This window comes from Streptomyces sp. NPDC006458, assembly GCF_040612135.1.
Classification (GTDB): domain Bacteria; phylum Actinomycetota; class Actinomycetes; order Streptomycetales; family Streptomycetaceae; genus Streptomyces.
Map to the genome: position 1 here is coordinate 18,020 of NZ_JBEXPR010000048.1, position 21,416 is coordinate 39,435.

The 21,416-nt window shown below is 70.4% G+C and carries 19 protein-coding genes and 1 pseudogene; 15 read left to right on the plus strand and 5 right to left on the minus strand.

Going from position 1 to position 21,416, the window contains the following annotated elements:
• Positions 1-199 precede the first annotated feature (199 nt).
• Together ABZZ79_RS37220 and ABZZ79_RS37225 are read right to left on the minus strand one after the other, a co-directional pair.
• A complete protein-coding gene (locus tag ABZZ79_RS37220; protein WP_356696674.1) occupies positions 200-3,592 on the minus strand; it encodes a CHAT domain-containing protein in 3,393 nt (1,130 codons plus the stop codon).
• 243 nt (positions 3,593-3,835) lie between these two features.
• Positions 3,836-4,462: a DUF6338 family protein gene (locus ABZZ79_RS37225; RefSeq protein ID WP_356696676.1), complete on the minus strand. Its 627-nt coding sequence runs from the start codon at positions 4,460-4,462 to the stop codon at positions 3,836-3,838.
• Positions 4,463-4,729: 267 nt separating this feature from the next.
• On the opposite strand from ABZZ79_RS37225, the gene ABZZ79_RS37230 reads away from it, so the two are divergent.
• The 3 genes from ABZZ79_RS37230 to ABZZ79_RS37240 all read left to right on the plus strand — a co-directional run bounded on the left by ABZZ79_RS37230 (position 4,730) and on the right by ABZZ79_RS37240 (position 8,207).
• Positions 4,730-5,725 (plus strand): hypothetical protein, encoded by a 996-nt coding sequence (locus tag ABZZ79_RS37230; RefSeq protein ID WP_356696678.1) that lies wholly within the window; start codon positions 4,730-4,732, stop codon positions 5,723-5,725.
• Positions 5,725-6,162: a hypothetical protein gene (locus ABZZ79_RS37235; protein WP_356696680.1), complete on the plus strand. Its 438-nt coding sequence runs from the start codon at positions 5,725-5,727 to the stop codon at positions 6,160-6,162. The genes ABZZ79_RS37230 and ABZZ79_RS37235 overlap by 1 nt, the downstream gene beginning before the upstream one ends.
• Before the next feature lie 251 nt (positions 6,163-6,413).
• The gene (locus ABZZ79_RS37240; protein ID WP_356696682.1) at positions 6,414-8,207 is read left to right on the plus strand and encodes a hypothetical protein; all 1,794 of its coding nucleotides are present in this window, start codon (positions 6,414-6,416) and stop codon (positions 8,205-8,207) included.
• 37 nt (positions 8,208-8,244) lie between these two features.
• On the opposite strand, the gene ABZZ79_RS37245 is transcribed toward ABZZ79_RS37240, so the two are convergent.
• Positions 8,245-9,636: a sporulation protein gene (locus ABZZ79_RS37245; protein ID WP_356696684.1), complete on the minus strand. Its 1,392-nt coding sequence runs from the start codon at positions 9,634-9,636 to the stop codon at positions 8,245-8,247.
• 458 nt (positions 9,637-10,094) lie between these two features.
• Here ABZZ79_RS37245 and ABZZ79_RS37250 point away from each other — a divergent pair.
• The 4 genes and pseudogenes from ABZZ79_RS37250 to ABZZ79_RS37265 form a co-directional block, all read left to right on the plus strand.
• Positions 10,095-10,382, plus strand: a pseudogene (locus ABZZ79_RS37250) (asparagine synthetase B); the annotation flags it as partial.
• Between the two features lie 520 nt (positions 10,383-10,902).
• Positions 10,903-11,712, plus strand: a complete 810-nt coding sequence (locus ABZZ79_RS37255) for an asparagine synthase C-terminal domain-containing protein (protein WP_356696686.1) — start codon at positions 10,903-10,905, stop codon at positions 11,710-11,712.
• Between the two features lie 28 nt (positions 11,713-11,740).
• Positions 11,741-12,181 (plus strand): NUDIX domain-containing protein, encoded by a 441-nt coding sequence (locus tag ABZZ79_RS37260; RefSeq protein WP_356696688.1) that lies wholly within the window; start codon positions 11,741-11,743, stop codon positions 12,179-12,181.
• Between the two features lie 61 nt (positions 12,182-12,242).
• Entirely contained in the window at positions 12,243-13,559 is a 1,317-nt protein-coding gene (locus tag ABZZ79_RS37265; protein ID WP_356696690.1) for a UDP-glucose/GDP-mannose dehydrogenase family protein, read from the plus strand.
• On the opposite strand, the gene ABZZ79_RS37270 is transcribed toward ABZZ79_RS37265, so the two are convergent.
• Positions 13,535-14,221 (minus strand): restriction endonuclease, encoded by a 687-nt coding sequence (locus ABZZ79_RS37270; protein WP_356696692.1) that lies wholly within the window; start codon positions 14,219-14,221, stop codon positions 13,535-13,537. The two genes, ABZZ79_RS37265 and ABZZ79_RS37270, sit on opposite strands and share 25 nt — an antisense overlap.
• Positions 14,222-14,543: 322 nt before the next feature.
• Here ABZZ79_RS37270 and ABZZ79_RS37275 point away from each other — a divergent pair, with 322 nt between their 5' ends.
• The 8 genes from ABZZ79_RS37275 (at position 14,544) to ABZZ79_RS37310 (ending at position 19,531) form a co-directional block, all read left to right on the plus strand.
• Positions 14,544-15,962, plus strand: coding sequence for a hypothetical protein (locus tag ABZZ79_RS37275; protein ID WP_356696694.1), 1,419 nt, complete (start codon positions 14,544-14,546; stop codon positions 15,960-15,962).
• Positions 15,963-16,304: 342 nt separating this feature from the next.
• A complete protein-coding gene (locus ABZZ79_RS37280) occupies positions 16,305-16,640 on the plus strand; it encodes an STAS domain-containing protein (RefSeq protein ID WP_356696696.1) in 336 nt (111 codons plus the stop codon).
• A gap of 134 nt (positions 16,641-16,774) precedes the next feature.
• The gene (locus ABZZ79_RS37285; RefSeq protein WP_356696698.1) at positions 16,775-17,218 is read left to right on the plus strand and encodes a hypothetical protein; all 444 of its coding nucleotides are present in this window, start codon (positions 16,775-16,777) and stop codon (positions 17,216-17,218) included.
• Between the two features lie 62 nt (positions 17,219-17,280).
• The gene (locus ABZZ79_RS37290) at positions 17,281-17,403 is read left to right on the plus strand and encodes a hypothetical protein (protein ID WP_356696700.1); all 123 of its coding nucleotides are present in this window, start codon (positions 17,281-17,283) and stop codon (positions 17,401-17,403) included.
• A gap of 462 nt (positions 17,404-17,865) precedes the next feature.
• The gene (locus ABZZ79_RS37295; RefSeq protein WP_356696702.1) at positions 17,866-18,078 is read left to right on the plus strand and encodes a hypothetical protein; all 213 of its coding nucleotides are present in this window, start codon (positions 17,866-17,868) and stop codon (positions 18,076-18,078) included.
• Positions 18,078-18,758: a restriction endonuclease gene (locus ABZZ79_RS37300; RefSeq protein WP_356696704.1), complete on the plus strand. Its 681-nt coding sequence runs from the start codon at positions 18,078-18,080 to the stop codon at positions 18,756-18,758. Before ABZZ79_RS37295 ends, ABZZ79_RS37300 begins: the two co-directional genes overlap by 1 nt.
• A 42-nt stretch (positions 18,759-18,800) precedes the next feature.
• Entirely contained in the window at positions 18,801-19,124 is a 324-nt protein-coding gene (locus ABZZ79_RS37305; protein WP_356696706.1) for a hypothetical protein, read from the plus strand.
• Complete coding sequence (locus ABZZ79_RS37310) at positions 19,118-19,531, plus strand: restriction endonuclease (RefSeq protein WP_356696708.1); 414 nt, start codon at positions 19,118-19,120, stop codon at positions 19,529-19,531. The genes ABZZ79_RS37305 and ABZZ79_RS37310 overlap by 7 nt, the downstream gene beginning before the upstream one ends.
• 109 nt (positions 19,532-19,640) lie before the next feature.
• On the opposite strand, the gene ABZZ79_RS37315 is transcribed toward ABZZ79_RS37310, so the two are convergent.
• Positions 19,641-21,269: an ISAzo13 family transposase gene (locus ABZZ79_RS37315; protein ID WP_356696710.1), complete on the minus strand. Its 1,629-nt coding sequence runs from the start codon at positions 21,267-21,269 to the stop codon at positions 19,641-19,643.
• Positions 21,270-21,416: the final 147 nt, after the last annotated feature.

A 21,416-nucleotide genomic window follows, 5' to 3' on the forward strand; every position in this document is an offset into this window, starting at 1 on the left:
CTCCGCCTCCAGCCGGGCCATCAACACGGCGATCTCACCTCCGATTTCCTCCACCCGGGCACGGACCGCCGCCTGTCGTACCTCGAGCTAGCCGTTCAACGAACCCATCCGGCACCGCCTCCTCACTGCCAGCGTAGAGACGACGACACTGCCCCGCCTACACCGCCGCGGCCGCGTCGACGGCATGCATATGGACTGCTCAGGCCCCCGAGTGTGTGTGCCCCGCCCAGAGCAGCGGGAGATTCGGGTACTTGCCTCTCAACCGCAGCGTCGCGGCCTGGATGCACTCCGCGGCGGGACGACCATGCGTCGCACGCACCTCGGCATAGAACGCGAGTGCCATCTCCTTAGCGGCAAAGCTCTCGACCGGCCACAGAGTCGAGATGACTTGCCGGTAGCCAGCTAGATGGAAGGCGGACGCCAAGTGAAAGGCTTCGTTCGTGTTGAAGCCCTCCGGGGTCGCGGTCTCGCAGGCGGAGAGGAAAGCCAGCTCCGCTCCGGGAAGGTGAAGCTGGGCAATGTCCAGTCCGGTCAGCGGCGTCCGGTTGTGGTCGTGCACCAGCAGTTCTCCCATGCAACTGCTGGAGCTGAATGTCTGACTGATGGCGTGGCAGGCGAAGTGGGCCCAGGGGTAGCCCGACAGCTCGCGCAGCACCCGCGCGCGGGTGGCGGCGTGGTTCACCAAGGCAAGGCTCTGCGGGAACTCGGCGGCAATGGATCGCGCTTCCTCCTCAGCGTCGACAAGCCCGGGGGCCCCCGCGACGGCCAGGATTCCGGGTGGAGCGGGCGGTGCAGTACGGCCAGCCCGTGCTGCCCGGAGCATGCTCAGGGACGACGCGTACGACGAGGTCACCAAGCCGAGGGCGCCAAGACGCTCGTGCTCAGGCGCATCACCGTCCTGAGGCCGGGGCAGCGCCGAATGCAGCGGCAGGAGCGCCAGAGCGCCGGCGGGTATCCACCAGATGCGACGGCTCGCACCGGCCGCGTCCGGGCGGTGCAGGCCGAGCGCCTCAAGGACGGGCCGGGTGACGTTCTGCCAGACGAGGGCGAGTGCCTCCGCGACCTGCGCCTGCGCGACCAGCTGAGTCTTCTTGTTCTCCTCCTGCCAGCCGGCGTCCTCGGACCGCTGCAGGCCCTCGACCAACTTCAGATGGATACTTCTGGCCACCTCCTCGGTCACAGGGAGCTCTCGTGCCTCGACCCCGTCCCGGCATACGAGGATTGCCTCGCATCCCCGGTCGATGGGGTTGAGCAGGACCAAGGGGCCGTCCTCGGCATCCCGCCTGAGCGCGTCCAAGTCGTAGCCGGTGTCCGGCAGACGCGGGGACATTCGGTGCGCAAGGGTGCAGCGAGCGGTGTCGAGAACCCGTACAGCGTCCTCAATGCCGCGCTCCGGCTTCCCCAGGGCGCGCCCGGCCGCCAGCATCGCCCACGCCGCGACCTGCGGCGCCCACGGCTCCTCTCCCAGCACAGCAAGGCGCTGGCCGGTCTCCGGGAACGCTTCGTGCAGCCGCAAACGAAGTCCGACAACCGACTCGGCCGCTTCCCGAGCCGGCAGATCGCGCCACTGCGTCTCGAAAGTCAGGCCGAGCCACATGTGCGCGGCCTCGAGTCGACCGCGCAGGTCACGGGTCGGTGCCAGCGCCGCAGCGCGGCAAGTGGCGGCGGTGTCGTGCCTGTCCTCGCCAGCATCGAGCGCCGAAGACAGACTGGCGAAGTACCGGGTGCGTTCCGGTGATTCGGTCGACACACCCGAAGTGCACTGCTGGAGGAGCAACACAGGGTCCGGCGCCTCCTCGGCGACGTCGTGCCATCGCGCAACGGCATCGACGATATGACCCAAGCACCACTGGAAATACCGGTGGTCGGCGTCCTGTTCGCCGACTTCGTCAAGGAGCGGCACGACGATCCCCACCGTCTCGTCCGCGAGCTGCGCCATGTCCTCTTCCCACCGATCGCGCTGCCGGCAGTGAAGCTCCCTGGTGCTGTCGTCGGTGCGGCCGCTCAGCATCTGGTCACTCGACCGCTGGTGGGAGAGCTGTTCTTCGAGTGCAAGTGCCAGCGCGGCTCGGTACGGGGCGAGTTCAGCGCCAGACAGGGAGTCCTTCGCCGCCCGAAAGGCTTCTCGCAGCGGGAGGACAGCCTCGGTGAGGAGCCCGGTGTCCTGGAGCGCCGTGTACGCATACAGCAAGACCTGGCCAGCCCGCAGAAGGACGACAGGGCGCTGGATCATGCGGTCGGGGGGCATCTTGCTCGCCGCCTGCGCGTAACCGACAGCCTCGTTGAGGCCTCCGGCGTCCTTGGTGCGATGGGCGCGCAGACACAGCAACCATCCGTGTGCCGCCAGGGCGTCACCCCAGGGCACGAACAACCCTTGCTCCGAAGCCGAGTTCATCTCTTTCAGGATGGCGCCGAACAGTGTGATGCCCTCGGTCAGAAGGGCGACAGCCAGAGTGTCATCCGAATCGCCTGCTCTCTCCTCGGGTTGAGGCCAGGGCAGCCGACGCAGCACGTCGGCGATATACAGGCCGAGCGTGATGCGTGCCGGATGCAGCACGGGCAGCTCACTGTGAAGCCGCAAGGCTTCATCGACTACCGGCCGCGACAACCCGGCGGCGGTGTCCGAAAGACACCGAGCTGCAGCGGCGTCACCGTACAGGTAGAGCCAGTGCTTCGAATCCTGAGGAACTGTGGCAAGCGCCTCCTGCAGCAGCGTGTCAGCGAGCGTCAGGTCCTTGGGCCTGCCTAGAAGGCCGTGCCGCTGCATAGCGGCACAGCCGACGGTCATCACGAGCAGCGACCGGTACGCGCAGGTTGCGGGCAGCGTGGAGAGCGCCGCGCTGCCCTGGGTCACCGCGGCCTCGTTGTCCTGCCAGCTACCCGTGACCGTGTACCGCGTGTGGAAGACGATGGCCGCGATGGCCCGCAGACGACTCTTCGCCGCGACCTGGGCTGCTCCGTCCTTCTCGATGCACTCGCGGATGTACTCGACCGCTGTGTCCAGCTGGGGTGCGAAACCGGTGTGCGAGAAGGCGATCACGTACCCGACGGCAAGCCGGGCCAGCGCCTCGATACGGAACCTTGGGACTGGGGACGCAGCGGCCCTGCGCAGCTCGTCCATGCCCTCGGCCCAGGCCTCTTCGTCATCCGCCGCGAGCAGGAGCGCCGAGCCGAGGAGTAAGTGCCCCACCGAGGCGTCCGGGTTCCTGCCGCGGCCGGGCTCGAGGAGCAGCCGCGCAGCGGTCACCGCGTTCACCAACGACTGCGGATCCAACGACTCGGCAGCCTCACGGAGTTTATGTTCCGCTTGGTCAGCCGCCGTGTCCCGGTCGATGAGCAGCTGCCCCGGCGTCAGCAGAGCGAGCGTGAGAGCCTGATCGTTCGCCCAGTCCTCCCCCAGGGGCGGTGATGCCAGGCCTGGCATCAGATGCGCGGCGTGCCGCGCATCGAACTCGTGCGGCTCGCCGCCCGCCACGAAGGGGCCGAAGGACAGGTTCGCCCAGGCGACGGTTGTACGCAGCGCGGGCACGGCGTTGAACAACGCTTCCAGTCGCCGCTGACGTGCAACCTCGTCCGGTTCTGTGACAGGCATCCGTGACCCTCTGTCAGCCGGTGGTGTTGTCGACGGAGTCCTGATTCCCGGCCGGGGCCGATGCGCCTGCCGCGCCATCGGGAGCCTCGTCCGGCTCAGTGTCGTCCCCGACGGGACGGTACCCCCTGCGATCACCCGGTCTACCGGATGCGAAGAGAAGACTCTCGGACTCGCTGAACTCGGGTGCGCTGGACTCAGGCCGCGGGTCCGGGGTGTTCATCAAAGACTGCTCCTTATTCGTGATCACTTCGGGTGGACGAACTCAAGGATGTCGATGTCCGAGGCGCGGATGACGATGCCTCCAGTGTGGGGTACGCGGGCGAGGAATTGGCCGTCTGGTGTCATAGACCAAGAGGACTGGAGGTAGAGCTCCTGCGATTCCGGATAGCTGGTGCAGTACGACTTCGTCCCGTAGAAGCCGCCGACCCAGATCCGGCTGTCCTTGAGTCGGGCGCGGACGAAGCACTTGCCCCGGACACTGAAAGCCGCATCCCAGGCTGTCGGCGCCCCGCGAGCAAAGAGCGTCGGATTCCGCTGTCCCTGCCATCGCGCGCATACGTATGCAGCTCCGGCGGGAACAGCGAATACGCAGATCAGTGCGGCGGCCCCGAGTAGATGTCCGTGCCGACGTACGGCCTCCTCTACCGTGCTGCTGTTGCCGAGTGTCCTCGCGAACCAAGGCCCCGCCACAGTGAGATAGACCAGATCCAGGACGACGCTCGCAGCCAGCGCCCGCAGCACCCGTTCACCGAGCTCACGCTCTCCCGGCTGCCGCCCCCGCAGCCGCTCCCCGACGAACTGGTAGGTCACGCCCGGCAGCACGGTCAGGGTTACCAGCACAAGCTGGGCCAAAGTTGTGGGTATCCCCATACGCGTAGCCTTCCGGTTCACCAGTCCGCCGCCAGCAGGCTAATTGTCGTGGACCGATGGCACCGGCGAGGTGTGAATACCTGAAGCGCGGCGTGCCCTGACCTGGTCGCGATAGACATCATGGTCGCAACCGCGCTCGGCGAAGACCGGCTGCGGCCTGCGCCGGCGCCCGACCGCGTCGGCCTCTGCCGGGCAGGCTGGCGGGGAATAGTGCATGGTCGGAATAACCCCCTCCCGCCAGTAGCTCTCGGTCTGCGCCGCGGTTGCGTGCAGGGCGACGACGAGGTCCTGTGCGTGCACGGCCGGCCCAGCAAGGGCGCCGGCCGCAGCCCGGATGATCTGGAAGCCGTCACCCGGACCTGGACCGTGGTGGCACCGGTGGCCACCACGATCGGGGTGCTGGAGCAGCTCGCCGACTACCCGCTGCTGTTCCCCTGCGCGCGCTGGCAGGTCACCCGGCGTATGCGGGAGCAGCGGGCCGCGACCACCCAGGACCTCAAGCGGAACCTCGCGGCGTTCGTCGACTGGGTCAACGCCACCTTCCACCGGCCCGGCGGCGGGCCGGTGATCCCGCCGGATCCCAGCGGACGGAACATGCACGCCTCGCGGTTTCGCCGGACGCTGGCGTACTTCGTCGTCCGCAAACCCGGCGGGCTGATCGCCTGCGGCCTTCAGTACGGCCACGTCCGTACCCGGGTGACGGCCGGCTACGCGGGCCAGGCCGAATCCGGCTGGCTCGACGACCTGGCCGTCGAGCGGCTGGAGATGGCCATCGACCAGATCAAGGACGACCTGGTGGCCCTCGACGCTGGCGAGCACGTCAGCGGTCCGGCCGCCGACGAATACCGGCGCCGCCTCGCCCGGGTGGCGCCGTACGCCGGCCGGGTGGTCAACAGTGTCCGCAGCGTCGAACGCCTCCTGACGAGCGCGGACCCTGCCATCCACCACAGCCGGGCCATGACGTGCGTCTACCGCGCGGAGACCGCCGTGTGCCGCCGGATCCGTCTTGAGGCCGGGCTGAGCGCTGACGGCCCCGACGAGTCGGAGTGTCGGCCCACCTGCCCCAACCTCGCCTACACCGACCGCGACATCGACGCCTTGAACGGCCGTCTTGTCCGTCAGGAGGCCGCGGCCGCCGACCCGCTGGTCCCGCGCCCGCGCAAGGAGCGGGCAGCGGCGCAGGCCGCCCGCACGCGCGGCATCATCGACCAGCACCAGGCCGGCCGCCCCGCTCTGGGCGGTACGGCGTCGGGAGGGATCTGATGGGCGGCAAGCGCCGCGATGCGGCCGCAGACCGGGCCGCGATCACCGCGGCCGCCGAGCGGCTGCTGACCGGCACCCCGCTGCGTTCCCGGACGGGCAGGCTGACCGCTGGCGAACTGGCCGTCGAAGCCGGCCTGCGCCGTGATGTCGTCTACCAGCACGCCGACCTCGTGGAGTCCTACCAGGCCCAGGTCCGGGTCCGGGACGCGGTGCCCGAGGCGATGGCCGATCTGGCGCGCGAGCTGGACAAGACGCGGGAGGAGCTGCAGCGGGCCAAGGAGGAACTGGCCGCCGAGCGCCGCACGACGGCGTTCCTGCGGCGCGCCGTCACCGAGCTGTCCATTGAGAACGAAGCCCTTCGCAGTTCCGGTCGCGGGCAGGCAGATGTCACGCCGCTTGCCGAGCGGCGCCTCCGGGACGGCTTCACCTGCTCCTAACGTACGGCGGGGCGGGTGACCGGGTCGGGTGCCAGAGCGAGGCGGGCGGTGATGCGTTTGCCGACCGGCTCCTTGTGGGCTTCGAAGCCGTACCGCGGCGGTGCTGTTCGTCGAGCAGCGCTGCGGTCAGGGGAACACCCGCCGACATCCGGACACGAACGCGCACCCGTCAGCCCCTGTACAAGCAGACCAGCCGTAGCGCCGGCACGCTGCCCCTATCGTGGTTCAGAGGGGTGAAGGGGGCGGCACGGGTGCGTGATTCCAGGCTGGTGCAGACGGCGGTCATCGGTGATGAGCACTCCGATGTGCCCGTCGTCCTGCCACCCGAGGCGATAGAACTCGATGCCTTCCGCCACACCCACCAAGGCGACACGCTCTGGTGCGGGGTGCTGCTGGGCGGCTGCGGCGCCCAGCTTGCGACCAAGCTCTACATCGACCGTCAATGCCACTTCCAGCATTTTCCTCAGCCGAACGGCATGCCGAACACCTGTCGCCGGCCGGCCGTGGGCGAATCCAGCGCGGACCACCTGTACGTGAAGTCGGCGATGTCCCGCCTGCTGCTGGACCACGGCCGGGCCGCACGCTTCGCCTTCCCGCCGCCGATCGGCTCGATGGTCGACGTGGACCTGGAGGACGGCACCGCGTTGCGCATCCACATGGATGGCTCCGTCAGGCCCGACGGGGACGACCCCGAGCGGACCGTGGTCCTCGGACCCGGCGTGGTGCTGGACCCTGCCCGGCTGGCGGGTTGCCCGTACGTCTACCGGGTGCGGTGCGACAGCGACGGCGCCACCCGCCGGGTCTGGATCGGAACGCAGAGCCTGGCCCACCCCACCGAGTGGGTCCCGCTCAGCGAGTGCGCGTGGACGGGCGAGGGCCTGCTCACGCCTGCCGCCTCCCGCATCCTGCAAGAGCGCTCCGCCGATCGGAGCCGGCTGACCGCACCGGCGCCGTCCACCGCCCGGGGCGTCCTGCCAGAGAGCGTGGTCACGTTCGTGCGCGGCCTGGAGGCAGCGCAGCGGACGGGGACGGTGGACCACGTGCGCAGGCTCTGCAACGGCAGCACCTCCTTCCTGGACAGCCTGGGCTCTACGGCCCGGGCCGAGGCCGAGCGGGCTCTGGAGGAAGCGAAGGGGTGGCTGGCCACCCACGAGGAGTACCAGCGCCGCATTTTCAGGAACCTGGAGGCCGCGGTCCGTGAACGGCGGGCGTGGGATGTCCGCTCCGGGATTCAGCAAGCCGCGTCACTGACCCGGCGTGGAGCCAGCGCCGAGGAGCACCGCATCCTGGCCGCGGCCCGCGCCTATCTGCGCGAGCACGACTACGCTGGCCAGTCCCCGGCCCAGGCGGCCGTGCGCAGGCAGCTGCACTACAGGCCGGTGCCGCCGGCCCCGAAGAGGGCGGAGCCTTCCCGGAGCAGGAAGCCGAACCGGGCGAAGGAGGCGGCGGCAACAGCCCGTGCCCTGCTGGAGCGGCTCGATCGCGAGAGCGACCTGCTGGCCGACGATGAGCTGGCGAAGCTGGTTCAGGAGCTGACGCGGGCGGCGAACGTCGCAGGCCCCCACCTCAAAGACCCCGAGCGAGACCGGGCCACTCGGCGGGGTCGCAGGGCACGACGGCGGCGACCGGCACGCACCGAGGCCGTACCGCCCCGTACCCGCACGAAGCCCCCGGCGGCCGGGAAGCCGGAGAGCTGGGCGCGGGTGAAGCTCGACCCGCTGGCCGCCGCGGTCAAGACCATCCTGCAGAAGGCCGCAGCGACCGGAACAACGCTCACCTGGCCAGAGATCCGCGCCCAGCTCCCACCAGGTCTGCCCGCCCTCGAACGGAGCCAGCAAACGGGTGTGCTCATCCAGGTCGACCGGAGCCGTCCGGGGACCGCGCCGTTGCTGTCCGCGCTGGTCACCGGGGTCGATCACGACATGCACCCGGCTTACCCTCGCTTAGCGGCTGCTGCCGGCCGGCCCCAGCCGCGGGGAGATCTGGAAGCGGTGGCGCAGTGGGCGGTGGAGGTCTCCCGGTTCCCCCGGGCCGGCAGCAAGTAGGCGTGCCCAGCGGCGGGGCCGTGGTCCGCCCGGCCGTTCAGGCCGCGATGCTCAGTTCGGTGCGGGCACGGTGGAGGAAGTCGCGGACGGCCGACTCGCGGCGCCAGGGGGCGAGGGCGCCGGTGAACTCACGGACGTAGTCCTTGGCGCGGGCGGACTGGACGCGGGTGAGGATGTCAACGGACCGGTTGCCGAGGTCGAGTCCGTGCTCGAGGTCCCGGGCCTGGAGGTGGGCGGTGCCGACGATCGCGAGCCGCATGCCGACCGAGCGGGTGAACACCCCGGTCGGCATGGCGGCTGCCTGCTGGTTCCAGGCGAGGGCGGCCTTGGGATTCTTCAGGTCGCGGAAGACCTCGGCGGCATCGGCCGACAGCCGGGCGTGGTGGTAGAAGTCGATCCACCCTGGCTCCTCGCCCGCCCGGGCGTCGGCCTGGCCGAGGAGGTCCTCGGAGACGGCCAGCGCGCGGGAGGCCGCCTTCGGGTCGTTGTCCCGGGCGTGGGCGCGGGCTTCGATGAGCTTGGTGAACGCCAGCACCCGCGGCGCCGCATGTCCCCGGGCGCGCTCGAAGGCGCCCTGAGCCATGTCGACGGCCTCGGAAGCGAAGCCGCGCAGCAGTGACTGCATGGCCATGGTGGTCAGGACATAGCAGCCGAGCTGGACGTCGCCGCCGGCCCGGGCCAGGCGCAGGGCCTGGATGAAGTGCCGCTGGGCGGCGTCGTGCTGGCCGACGTCGAACGCCGTCCACCCGGCGAGGCGGGAGAGTTCGGCGGTGACGGAGAACAGCTCGCGGCCGACGGCGTCGGAGAACGAGCCGCGCAGCAGTGGGGCGGCGCGTTCGGTCAGGCAGGCGGTGACGGAGTTGGCCTTCCAATTCCCGCCGCCGTACTTGGAGTCCCAGCGGCGGGCCTCGTCGGCGGCGTCCCGCAACTCGTCGAGGTCGGCGCGGCCGACCTGCTGGCCGCCGGTGTGGTTGGCGGCTTCGTCGGCGGGGGTGACCAACCAGCGGGTGACCGGGGTGGTGAAGGCGGACACGGCGAAGCCGGATCCGGTGAGGAAGTCGCGGCGGTTCACGCTGCTCCAGAACGAGGTGGCTACCCGGACCGCATCCGCGCGATCCCGGGGGAAATCCAACCCCACATCAGCATCCGGTGTCTCGGCCTCGCCCATACCGATCTCGCTGAGATCCACGGGGCGGCCGAGCCGTTCGCCGATCGCCTGCGCGAGGAGGGTGGGCACGGGCCACTTCGGGATCATGCCGCGCTGGCACCAGTTCGCGATGGAGGTGTGCGAGTAGTCGGTCTCCATCCCGGCCTGGTGGGCGAGCTGGTTGACCCGCAGGGCCAGGGACTTCTTGCTTGCGCCGCAGGCTTCGATGAGCCGGGCCAGGTCCGCGTTGGGCGGACGGGTCCGGCGGGCGGTCGAGGCCACCGTGTCCCCCTTAACCCAGGTGCTGAAGGTGCTCGCACACGATGGACGGCGTATGCCCGGCCTGATCCCGGAGCCGGGCAGGCCCGCTCCCGGCGAGCCTCAAGCCGTACGCCTCGCACACGTTGGGCAACCGAGGGTATTGCCTCACCGGGCTGCAGCGAACCGCTTCTGCGAGTTGTGAGCCCCCCTGTGAGCCCTCCCGAGCCCGGCGGCCGGTCGGTGAGATGAGGGCACCGGCCGCCGCCGGACTGCCCAGAGCTCTCCGGCGGCGGCCGTCCCAGGCACCACGACGACTTCACGCTCGGGGGTGAACCAGGATGTGCGGAATCGCAGGACTGGCCGTAGGAGACGCCGCCCGGCACGAGAGGACCATCGCCGCCATGAGCACCTCCCAGCGCTACCGCGGCCCCGACGGCACGATGCACGCCGCCACGAGGGACGGCCGGGCGGTGCTGGCCATGAACACCCTCCTGATCGTCGACCCGCACGCCGACCCCGGCCCCTACACCGACCCGGGCACCGGGCTGGTGCTGGCCTTCAACGGCGAGATCTACAACTGGCGCCGGCAGGCCGCCGCCTGGGGCATCGAGATCGGCGAACGCGAGTCGGACGCCCACTTCCTGCTGCGCGCCTGGGCCAAGATCGGCCCCTCGTGCCTGGACGGGCTCGACGGCATGTTCGCCCTGGCCGTGTACGACCCGCGCACCGCGAAGCTGTTCCTGGCGCGCGACCGGCTGGGGGAGAAGCCGCTGTACTGGCGGCTGGACGGCGGCCGGCTCGCGTTCGCCTCCGAGGTCACCACCCTCACCGGGTACGGCCCGGCGCCGCTGGTCTTACGGCCCGAAGTCACCGCGATCGAGACCCCGGTCGGCGTCGACACCCCCTTCCAGGGCATACAGCTGCTCGCCCCGGCCACGCTGCTGACGTTCGACGTGCCCACCGGCTCCATCGACCAGATGACGTGGTGGCACCTGGAGGACCGCGCCCCGTACACCGGCACATACCGCGAGGCCCTGGCGAAGTTCTCCACCGTCCTGGCCGAGCAGATCCCGCTGCGCGTGCCGGCCTGCGACTTCGCGCTGTTGCTGTCGGGCGGCTTGGACTCCGCCGTCCTCGCCTACCCGCCGGTCTGCGTCACCGTCCGCTACCCGGGCCAGGACCGCCTGGACGAGTCGGACACCGCCGCGGTGATCGCCCGGGACATCGGCGCCGAGCTGGTGGTGGTCGAGCCGGACCCGGCCGACTTCACCCGGGCCCCTGCCGCACATGGTGCGGGCCCTGGACTACCCGATGGGCAACGCCTCCACCTTCTCGGAGAACATGGCCTACCGGAGGATCGCCGACCTGAGCCTGCGCGTGGTGATCGGCGGGCTCGGGCCAGACGAGTTCCCCATGGGCTACGTCCGCCAGACCCTCGTCCTCTTCGGGCCCGAGAAGGTGCTCGCCGCCGGCTTGGAGGCGTACCGGCCTCTGGCCGGAAAGCTCCTGCACCCGGCCGAGCAGCCGCTCGCCCCGGCGGAGGCGGTGGCCCGTCTGGTGCTGCGCGGGCCCGACCCCGAGGGCCGGATCCGCGACCTGGTCGCCGACGCGTTCGACCGGGTCGGCGGCGACCTCGCCCGCGGGCTGACGCTCGCCGACCTGGCCACGGCCTGGCTGCCGCTGGTGATGACCAGCGACAAGCTCGCCTCCGCCTACGCCCTCGAACGCCGCTCCCCGTACCTGGCCCGCGACCTGGTCGAGCTGTCCTACCGCCTCCCCGCCTCCCACAAGATCACCGACCCCGCGCAGGGCAAGCTGATCCTGCGCGACGGCGCCAAGGCTCTCGGACTGCCCCGCGAGGTCTGGGCGAGCCGGGACAAGCTCGGCTTCGCCAGCCCCGTCCCAGCCTGGCTCAACGGACAGCTCGCGGCCTGGGCCGACGCGGCGATCAAGACCGCGCTCGCCGACGCCCCGCCCGCCTGGCGGCCGCTGCTGGAGACGGGCCTCGCGCCCGGCGGCCGGTTCGACCGCACCCGCATGCAGGCCCTGATGGCCGCGGCCTGGTTCTCGGACCAGCCGGTCAGGGCAGCGGCATGACGACCCTGGCGGTCACTACCGTGTCGGCATGCACTCCGACACCACCGACGCCCAGGGGCCGGCCACCGCCCGCGGAGCCGTCGCCCTCATCACCAACCGTCGCGGCGAGCTGCTGATGCACCTGCGCGACGACCTCCCCGGCGTCATCGCTTGGCCGAACCACTGGAGCCTGCTGGGCGGCGGCTGCGACGCCGACGAGGCCCCGGACGCCGCGATCGTCCGTGAGCTCGACGAGGAAGCCGGCCTCCACCCCGGGGATCTCACCGAGCTGTTCGAGATCCGCGACGAGCACGGCTCCGGGCAGCTGATCACGTTCTTCTCCGCCTCCTGGGACGGCGACGAGACGCAGCTGCCGCTCGCCGAAGGCGTCAAGCTCCAGTTCTTCGCCCCCGAACACCTCGACATCCTCACGATCCCGCCGTCCATCCGGGCCGGGATCCACCGCCATCCGACCGCCCGGCCCTCCTGACCCCCCGACGAAACGGGCAGGGTGGGGCCGGGCGGCCCCACCCGAAGGGACGAGCACGCCCATGAAGATGACCGTCATCGGATGCGGATACCTCGGCGCCACCCACGCGGCCTGCATGGCCGAACTCGGCCACCAGGTCCTCGGCATGGACTGCGACATCGACAAGGTCCACACCCTGTCCACCGGCCGGGCCCCCTTCTACGAGCGGGACCTCGACGACCTCCTCGCCAAGCACACCGCCTCCGGCCAGCTGCGGTTCACCGCCTCCTACGCCGAGGCCGTCGGCTTCGCCGACCTCCACTTCATCGGCGTGGGCACCCCGCAGCAGCCCGACGGCGCCTACGACCTCACCCACCTCTTCGACGCCGTCCGCCAGCTGGCCCCGCTCCTGACCCGCCCGTCGGTCGTCGCGGTCAAGTCCACCGTCCCCGTCGGCACCGCACCCCGCGTCGCCGAACTGCTCCACGAGCACGCCCCGGCAGGCGACCTGGTCGAGGTCGCGTGGAACCCGGAGTTCCTGCGCGAGTCCTTCGCCATCGAGGACACCCTGCGCCCCGACCGGCTCGTCCTGGGCTTCGGCCCCGGCCGCGCCCGGGCCGAGACCATGTTGCGGGAGGCGTTTACGAAGATCATCGATGCCGGCACGCCGACGATCGTCACCGACTGGGCCACCGCCGAGCTCGCCAAGGGCGCCGCGAACTCCTACCTCGCCACCAAGATCTCCTTCGTCAACGCCATGGCCGAGGTCTGCGAAGCCTCCGCCGCCAACGTCGAAGAGCTCGCCGACATCCTCGGCCACGACCACCGCATCGGCCGCCGCGGCATGCGCCCCGGGCTCGGGTTCGGCGGCGGCTGCCTGCCCAAGGACCTGCGCGGCTTCATCGCCCGCGCCGACGAACTCGACGCCGCCCCAGCCGCCGGGATCCTCCGCGAAGCCGACGCCGTCAACGCCCGCCGCCGCGAGCGCGTCGCCGCCATGGCCCGCCAGGAGCTCGGCGGCGACGTGCGAGGCAAGCGGATCACCGTCTGGGGCGCCGCCTTCAAGCCCGAGACCGACGACATCCGCGACTCACCCGCCCTCGCCGTCGCCCAGGCCCTGCACGACCTCGGCGCCTGCGTCACCGTCACCGACCCCAAAGCCCTCGACAACGCCCGCAAGCTCCACCCCGCCCTCGACTACGCCGACGACCCGATGGCCGCCGCGCAGGACGCCGACCTGCTGCTGCACCTGACCGAGTGGCCCCACTACCGGCACATCGACCCCGCCCGCCTCGCCTCCCGCGTCGCGAAGGCGAAGGTGATCGACGCCCGCGGCACCCTCAACGCCGACGACTGGCGCGGCGCCGGCTGGATCTACCGAGCCCTCGGCCGACGCTGACGGCTCAATGCCGACACGGCAGCGGCGGCCCGGGTCTGCCCGGGCCGCCGCCGGCGTTGGCCTGGCAGCCGCCGGGCGGGCTTGACCCCTTCCAGCACCGTCCACAGCGGCCGGCCCTCGGCAGCCCATAGCTCCAGCCGGCCCCGGTCGATCAGGTGGACGCCGTACGTCTTGCTCCGCTCCACCGCCGACAGGGTGAACCGGCCGTTGGTGACGATGACCGCGAACCGGGCCCCGTGGACCGTTTTCGCAGTGCCGTTGAGCCGCTGCAAGACCTCCACCCCGATGGCCTTGCCCTCCCAGCCGTCCCGCTTGTGCTTGCACTGAACGACCCAGATCCGGCCATCTGCGTCGACACCGCGTACGTCGCAGACGTCATCGTGCGCTCCGCCGACCCGCTCGGCTTCGAAGCCGTCACGGCGGATCAGATCCCGCACCGCGAACTCGAACTCGCGGTGATGCGGAGCGTCGATCTCCTCCAGCGGCACCCGCACTCCCCTGGCCCGCCGCTCCTCCCACCGGCGGCGCTGGTCACCGGCCAGAGCCCAGACGGCCAGCAGCATGAACGCCACCTGTGGCACGACGGCATAGATCCCCGAGTGCTCGTTCAGCCAGGCTCCCAGCCAGATCCCGAACCCGACCACTGCCGCGAGGGCGGCCACTGCCGCGCCGATCCGGGGCGGGTCGGCGGCCGAAGGAGCCTTCCTGTCCGGGGAGGGCGCCCAGCACCGGGGCGCCCTTGGCGCGGTGGCTTGCGTAGATCATGAGCTGATGCTCCCCCTCACCGGGCTGAGAATCCGGCTCTCGGCGAGCCGGGGCCAGACGCGTACCTGCCGCCTTTCGTCCTGTCGCGTACCTACGGGTGGTCGTCGGGCGATGTCGCACGAGGTGGCTTGATCGCGGAGCCGGCGAACGGAGGGGTCCGGGGTGCGTTGCTAGGGTGCGGAGCTGATCGGATCATGGCAATCACGAGGGCGGGGGATCATGCGAGCGCGTGCGGCGGTGGCCGGGGTACTGGTGCTGATGGTGGTGACGGGCTGTTCGGGCTCCGGGTCGGATGCCGGTTCGGCCAAGCCTGGCGGTCCCGGTCCACTGGATCGCGCGGAGCCGCTGGCCAAGCTGAGCGTGCCGGCGGCCTACGACGCGGCGAAGGGCTGGGACGAGAAGCTGTCGTGGGTGCCAGGGTCGGTTACGACGCTGCCGGTGACGAACGTTCCGGGCACGCAGACGGTCGCGGTGATGCAGGTGGCCTCCAACGGCTACACGGTTACCGCGCGGTCGGGCAGCAGCGGCAAGGTCGCCTGGCGCTCGGCGCCGTGGAACCCGCCCACCCCGGTCGACGGCGCGCAGGGAGACAGCAGCGGTGAGACCGCCGAGATCCCCGACGTGACGGGCTTCGAGCAGGACGGCCGGGCTTACGTGGTCGCGTACGCGCACGGCATGTGCGGCAAGGACGATCTCCACGAGGGTGTCGAGGTGGTACGCCTGGCCTTCTACCCGGCCGACGCTTCCGGCTCGGCGGTCAAGCCGGTCAAGGAGATCGACGTCCCCGTCTCCGCGTCCCCCGGACAGATCCGCGTGCAGGCATCGGGTGGCCGCCTGCTGGTGGCCTGGAGAGAAAGCGGCGCGTTCCCCCGCTCGTCGGCCGCGGTGGACGTCGCCACGGGCAAGACGACCGTGTATGAGGACGCCAACAAGCTGCTGCCGCAGTGCGAGAAGGCGGCCGCCTGCAACAGCAGCCGCGTCATGGCCGCCACCGGCGACGGGCCGCTGGTCGGCATGGGCGGCGGAGGCTTCGGCATCCCGGGGAAGTGGTTCAGCGACTCCATCCGGCCCAAGCAGGTCAACGCGACCACCGGCATCCTCGACTCGTGGAACGGTACCGTCTACGCCGCCGCCCACGGGTACGTTCTGGCCGGCTGGAACACCGGCGGCAGGTACGGCCGTGACGACAACGCCGTCTGGTCCGTGCACGACCTGGCCACCGGCACGCTCACCGCCCAGGTCGTCTGCGACTACGACATCCCCGACGAGACCAGCGCCAGCCGCGACTTCCCCGTCATCACCTCGCCCGACGGCCGCTACCTCGCCGCCGGCCCCCTCGCGTTCGACCTGCAGACCAAGCGGGGCATCTGCCTTCAGGGAGACGGCAACCGCAAGACCATCGTCCTGGCCTCCCTCCGCAACGACGGCACCGCCTACGGCGCCGTCCGCGACGACTCCAGCGGCAGCGACACCGAACCCGTCCCCGCCCAGCTCAACCTCCGAACCGTCACCGGGGACCCGAAGGTCCTCAGCGTCGGCACCGAAGTCCCCTACCTGACCACACCGGACGGCTCCGGCCTCTTCATCACCCGCAACACGGACAAGGACATCGTCGTCTCCCTGCGCCCCGGCCACTGACCGGCACCGGACCGGGTGGGCGGGCACAGCCGTCCCGTACCGCCGGATCAGCCGTCCCCGGCGGTACGGCGCATCGGTCCCGATGACCCGCTCGCGCCGCACAAGCGGCGAAGGCGCACGGTGGACGGCTACCGGCGCCATCGTCCCGTGAGCGGCGGAGCCAGCCACCTGCGGCCCGAGGAGGCGAGGAGTCCTCGCGTCCTGTCCGCGCCGATCCTTGCGGCTGCCCAGCGGCAGGCGGACGCCGTCCACCGCCCGGGCACCAGTAGCCGCCGGCGCCGTCTTCGGTTCCATCGGCCGCTGGGGCATATTGGAAGGAAAGCACCGGACGAGGAGGTCACCGTGGCAGCCGACCCACACGCCGAAGCCGCCGCGCCGGCCCCGCTCAGCGTCACGGAGGCAGATGGCTGCGCCACCCTGCGCTTCACCGGCGAGCTGACCGCAGACACCGCTCTGGACCTGGAGCAAAAACTCCTCGATCCGTGCCTGTCCCAGGCGCGCGCCTGGGTGCTGGACCTGACCGGCCTCGCACACATGGACCTGAACTGCGCGTACGCGTTGCTGCGAGCAGCCGTCCGCCTGCCGCGGACGACCACGGTCCAGGTCCGCGGCGCCCGGCGCAACGTGCAGCGCACCCTGCGGCACACCGGATTCGACGCGCTCGCCTCGATCGACTAGAGCGGTGGCCGACGCCTCTGCCGGGCGGGCGTGATTCGGCCACCTGATCCATCACGCCACCATGCCAGCAGCTCAGCGGTAGCGTGATCGGCGTCTCCGGCCGCCACGGCCCCGACTCGGGGAGGACTAGCACGATGAACAGGCACGCCATCGCGTACGTGAACAGTCTCGGCATCACCGACGCGATCGTCCGTGCCGTTCTGCAGCTGCTGGCCGAACGCACCGACGCACCAGGAGACCATCGTCGTCCCGAGGACATCCCCGACATCATGGGCCTGCACCTTCAGGACTCCGACGTCCCCGCGCTCGCCGTCCGGGCCGGGCTCGACCCACAGGAGTTCCGCCAGCAGCTGCGCGCCTTGAAGCAGCACGTGAAGATGGACGTCCTCGAGCACTCCGACGGCCTCTGGGAGATCGTCTATGGGCCGTCGTACACCCGCCCGCCCAAGCCCCGGCCCGCCGAGCCCGACCTGACCCGCGGCGGGCGCACCCGTTCTGGTTCCCCGGCTGGGAGAAGTACAGCACCTGGGGCTACGAGCAGGACCCGGGCGGACACCAGCACCTGTACGCGCAGCTGATCCCCAACCAGGACGGCCCGGACGCGGAACCCCGGATCTGGACCACCCCGCCTGGGCACACGGTGCAGACGGTCGACGAGCTGGCCGTGGTCATCGCCCTGTCCATCGCGCCCTACGAGCCGGTCCGGATGCCCGGTGTGCTGATCAAGCGGTGGTTGACCCGCCCGCCCCTGTCCGACTGGTAAGCCTCGCCTCGTTGGCGTCACCGCCACATGCCTGTGACTGGTCGAGTGCCAGGGCTGTCGATCAGTAGCCGTAGCGGCGTCGAAGAGCCGCCCGGGGGCGGCACCGGCGTGCTGGAATGCCGGTCGCGCTCCTGTCGCTTTCCGCCATTCACCGCCGCGGTGCCGCTCGATACGACAGCGACCCTTTTCGCAGGTGAGCGGCCCACGGCAGTGATCTTCATACTGCCGCGGCGGGCGGCCGGTGGCGGCCGGGCAGGGGCCGGTCGGCAAGCCGGTCCGCCGAGGTCAGCGGCCCGTGCATGCCACCGTGAGGGGACGGCCAAGGCGGTTCGTCGCGCCTGGCTTGATGTCGGTCGAGCCCTCCGAGCCCTGGTGATGATCCATCAGTTTCTGTCAGTGCCCGCTGCTACATCAATGTGAGGGACGGGCCGCGACCGCAGCCCGCCGACGGGAGGGGACACCATGCCGAAGGTGCCGGACGGCTTCCACTACGTCCGCGGCCACATCCGCCGTAATCCGAAGCCGCGGAGCGCGAAGCGGATGAGCGGCTGGATGATTGCCGGCCTTGCCGCCGGCGTCTGGTTATGGGGGCAGGTGTTCGGGTTCGGCGAGGCGGCCAGCACCCCACCGCCCGCTCAGCCGCAGCCCGCTCTCTCCTCGCCGGCTGCCCGGTGATGGGACGCAAGCCGTTACGCCTTCGACGCCTCCGCGGCGCCTCCGAGGTGGTCTCGGCGGCTGTCGTCGGTCTGGCCGTCCTGGTCCTGGCCGTCCGGATAGCCACGGCGGCAGTCGGAGCGCTCAGGGAGGCGTGGCCCGTCCTGCTGGCTCTCGTGGCCCTGGCAGGAACCGCAGGGGCCTGGTGGGTCACACGAGCCATCGGCCGACGGCGGCGTGACGCCGAGCGGCTGGCCCTGCTGCGGATCACGCTGGCCGAGTTCGACGCGATGGACGACCGGCAGTTCGAGCACGCCCTGCGGGACCTGCTGGTGCGGGACGGCTGGCCGGCACGCCGTGTGGGCGGTGGCGGGGACCAGGCGGCCGACGTCATCGGTGACCACATGCACCGCGGCCGGATCGTCGTGCAGGCCAAGCACACCCGCGTCGGCGGAAAAGTGGGGTCGTCGGTCATGTACGCGGTGAAGGGGACAGCCGGGCCGGCCCACCGAGCCGACCATGCCGTCGTCGTCACCAACGGCACCTTCACCCGAGACGCCATGGCCTGGGGCGACCGGCACGGCGTCCACTGGGTCGACCGGGACAAGCTGCGGCGCTGGGCGGAGACCGGCACGGCGCTGCACGAGCTTCTCGGGCTGTCCGCACGCACCCGTCGCGGCCGGTTCAAGCGGGCCGCCTGACGGGCTCAGGAACTTCCCCATCATCAACGTTCCGGAGGTGTGGTGTTCGACGAAGACGGGTCCCTCGACCCGCTGCTGAAGTTCCTGTTGTACGCCGTCCTCGCGCTGGCCATCGGCAAGATGCTCTGGGAGTGGCTCACCGAGGACGTCAGCCGGTGGATCACCGTGGATCTGTGGGGGCTGATCGCCGATCACCCCTGGTGGACCGGCATCATCGTCATCAGCGCGCTGGTCTCGCTCATCCTCCTCACGAAGCGGCTCTCGTTCCTGTTCGGCACTGACGCAAGCACGCACGCCTACGCCGATCAGGATGAGGACTACGCCTCCAGCGCCCCTCGAGCGAGGCGGTGGATCCGGACGTGCTGACCTTCAAGATGAAGCAACTGGCCGGGATGAGCGCGACGGGCTTCGAGCAGGCGTGCGCCGACCTCCTGGCCCGCGACGGATTCCGCAGCACGCGACGGGTCGGGGGTGCCGGAGATCTTGGCGTGGACGTCACCGCCCGCGACGACGACGGCCGGCTCCTGATCTTGCAGTGCAAGCAGTATCAGAATCCGGTCGGCTCAGGGCACGTGCAGAAATTCAACGGAACGGCCCGCCTTCACCACGGAGCCGATCTCCCGGTCATGATCGGACTCAACGGCTTCACCCAGCCTGCGGTCGACTTCGCGCAGTATCACCAGCTCATCCTCATGGGCCGCCCCGAGCTGAAGAAGTGGGCCCACGGCCAGCACCTGTATGACGTCCTCGGCATAGAGAACTCGACGCAGTAACCCACGCGTCCGAGCCCCTGCCCAGCCGAAGAGATGCCGTTGACGCGGCTGTTGCGGTACGCGACAGCACAACTTCCGACAGATGACTTGACTAAGGGCTTGCAGATCATTAACACGTTGTCTTGATCATGCTGCTGGCGTCGCCACTCAGGGCTTGAACCCGAGCCTGGAGGGCCGTGAGGGCGGAGGGCAGGGTGGCCGCCGGCGGGATGACGATGCTGTGTGCCTTCAGCAGTGTCCTGATCTTCAGCAGGGTGCGGTGCATGGCGGTCCGACTGCTGCCGAACAGCACCGCGAGGGGTTCCGCGGCCAGGGCGACCCGCAGGTGAAGGACGGCTGCCAGAACCTGTTCAGGGAAGGCGAGTCGGGGCGGGCGGCCGCGCTTGACGTCGCCGTCGACGGCCAAAGTGTCGATGAGATCGCTCAGTTGCTGCCGGGACATGCCGGTCAGGGCGGGGTCAGACAGGAGAGCGTGGTCCCACTCCTGGGCCAGCTCCTGCGGAGCCCGAGGCGCTGGGATGACAGGGCAGGGCTGCGGGTGCAGGGCATAGTTCCAGTCGCCGTGGAAGGCGTGTCGGGTCAGTGGCAGGGACGCCATCTCCGCGTCGCCGATCCGGACTCCGATGGGGTAGGTGTTGGTGTCCAGCTCAGCCGTGACGCGCAGGCCGGTGCGGGTGGTGGTCGCGGCGATGGACTGAACAATGACTTGGTGGCTGGTCAGCGGTCGGCCGCGCCAGTTCATGGTGATGTGCGAGAAGAGCCGATGCTCGATCTTGTTCCACTTCGATGTGCCCGGTGGTAGGTGGCACACGGTGATCGTCAGTCCTGTTTCGGCCGCGAGCCGGGCGAGTTCGAGCTTCCAGGCCCGGGTGCGGTAGCCGTTTGAGCCGCCCGCGTCGGCGGTGATGAGCAGTCGTGTCGCCTGCGGGTAGGCGGCCCGGCCCTGGCCGCACCACCATCGGCGGATCGATTCCACCGCGAACGCGGCGGTGTCGTGATCGGTGCCCACGTTGACCCAGCCGGTGTTCGCCGCGAGATCGTAGATCCCGTACGGGACGGCTTTGCCCAGCTGGGGGTCGGCGAAATCATGGACGTTCACCGGCAGCGGATCAGCCGCAGGCCGCCACTGGCGGCCGTTGTTCTTGAACTCGCCGACGAGTTCCTTCTTCTTGGTGTCCACGCTGATCACCGGCTGGCCGGCGTCCCGGTGCTCGCGGGCCTGCTCGTTGAGGTAGCGGAACTGGGCATCCCGGTCCGGATGTTGGCTTCCCTCGATGGTCTTGGCGTTGGCCTGCAGGCTGAAGCCTTCCTCCCGCAGCAGGTCCGCGACAGTGTCCGCACTGACCTTGTGCCCGGTCCGGGCCAGCTCCCGCGCCAGCGTGCGGGTCGACTTCACGGTCCACCGCAGGGGCGACATCGGGTCACCGCGCTCGTCCGGCTCGACCAGCGCCAGCAGGGCCGGCCGCAGCCCCGGATCGAGATCTGCGACCGCCTTGCGTCCTCCGCCCGGCCGCCGCACCCGCCCCAGAGGCTCCTCGCCCGCCTCCAACTCGAACACGCCCTTGCGGACCGTGGTCTCACTCACCGACGCCGCCCGCGCGACGGCCCGAACACCACCGTGTCCCAGGACACGGGCCTCTGCGGCCATCAGCAGCCGTCGCTGCCGCTCATCCAGATGCGGGAACAACACCGTGAACTTGACGCCGAGTTGGGCACGGATCTCGTCCGGGATGCGCATACCACATCAACGAGCCATGGGACGGGAAGCAACACCTTAATGATCTGCAAGCCCTAACGAGCTCGTGCACGGTAGGCGGTGAGGCGTCGAGCATCGCGGCGGGGCTCGGCATTCACATCGGTCGTGCTGATGTCAGGTCCGCGGTCT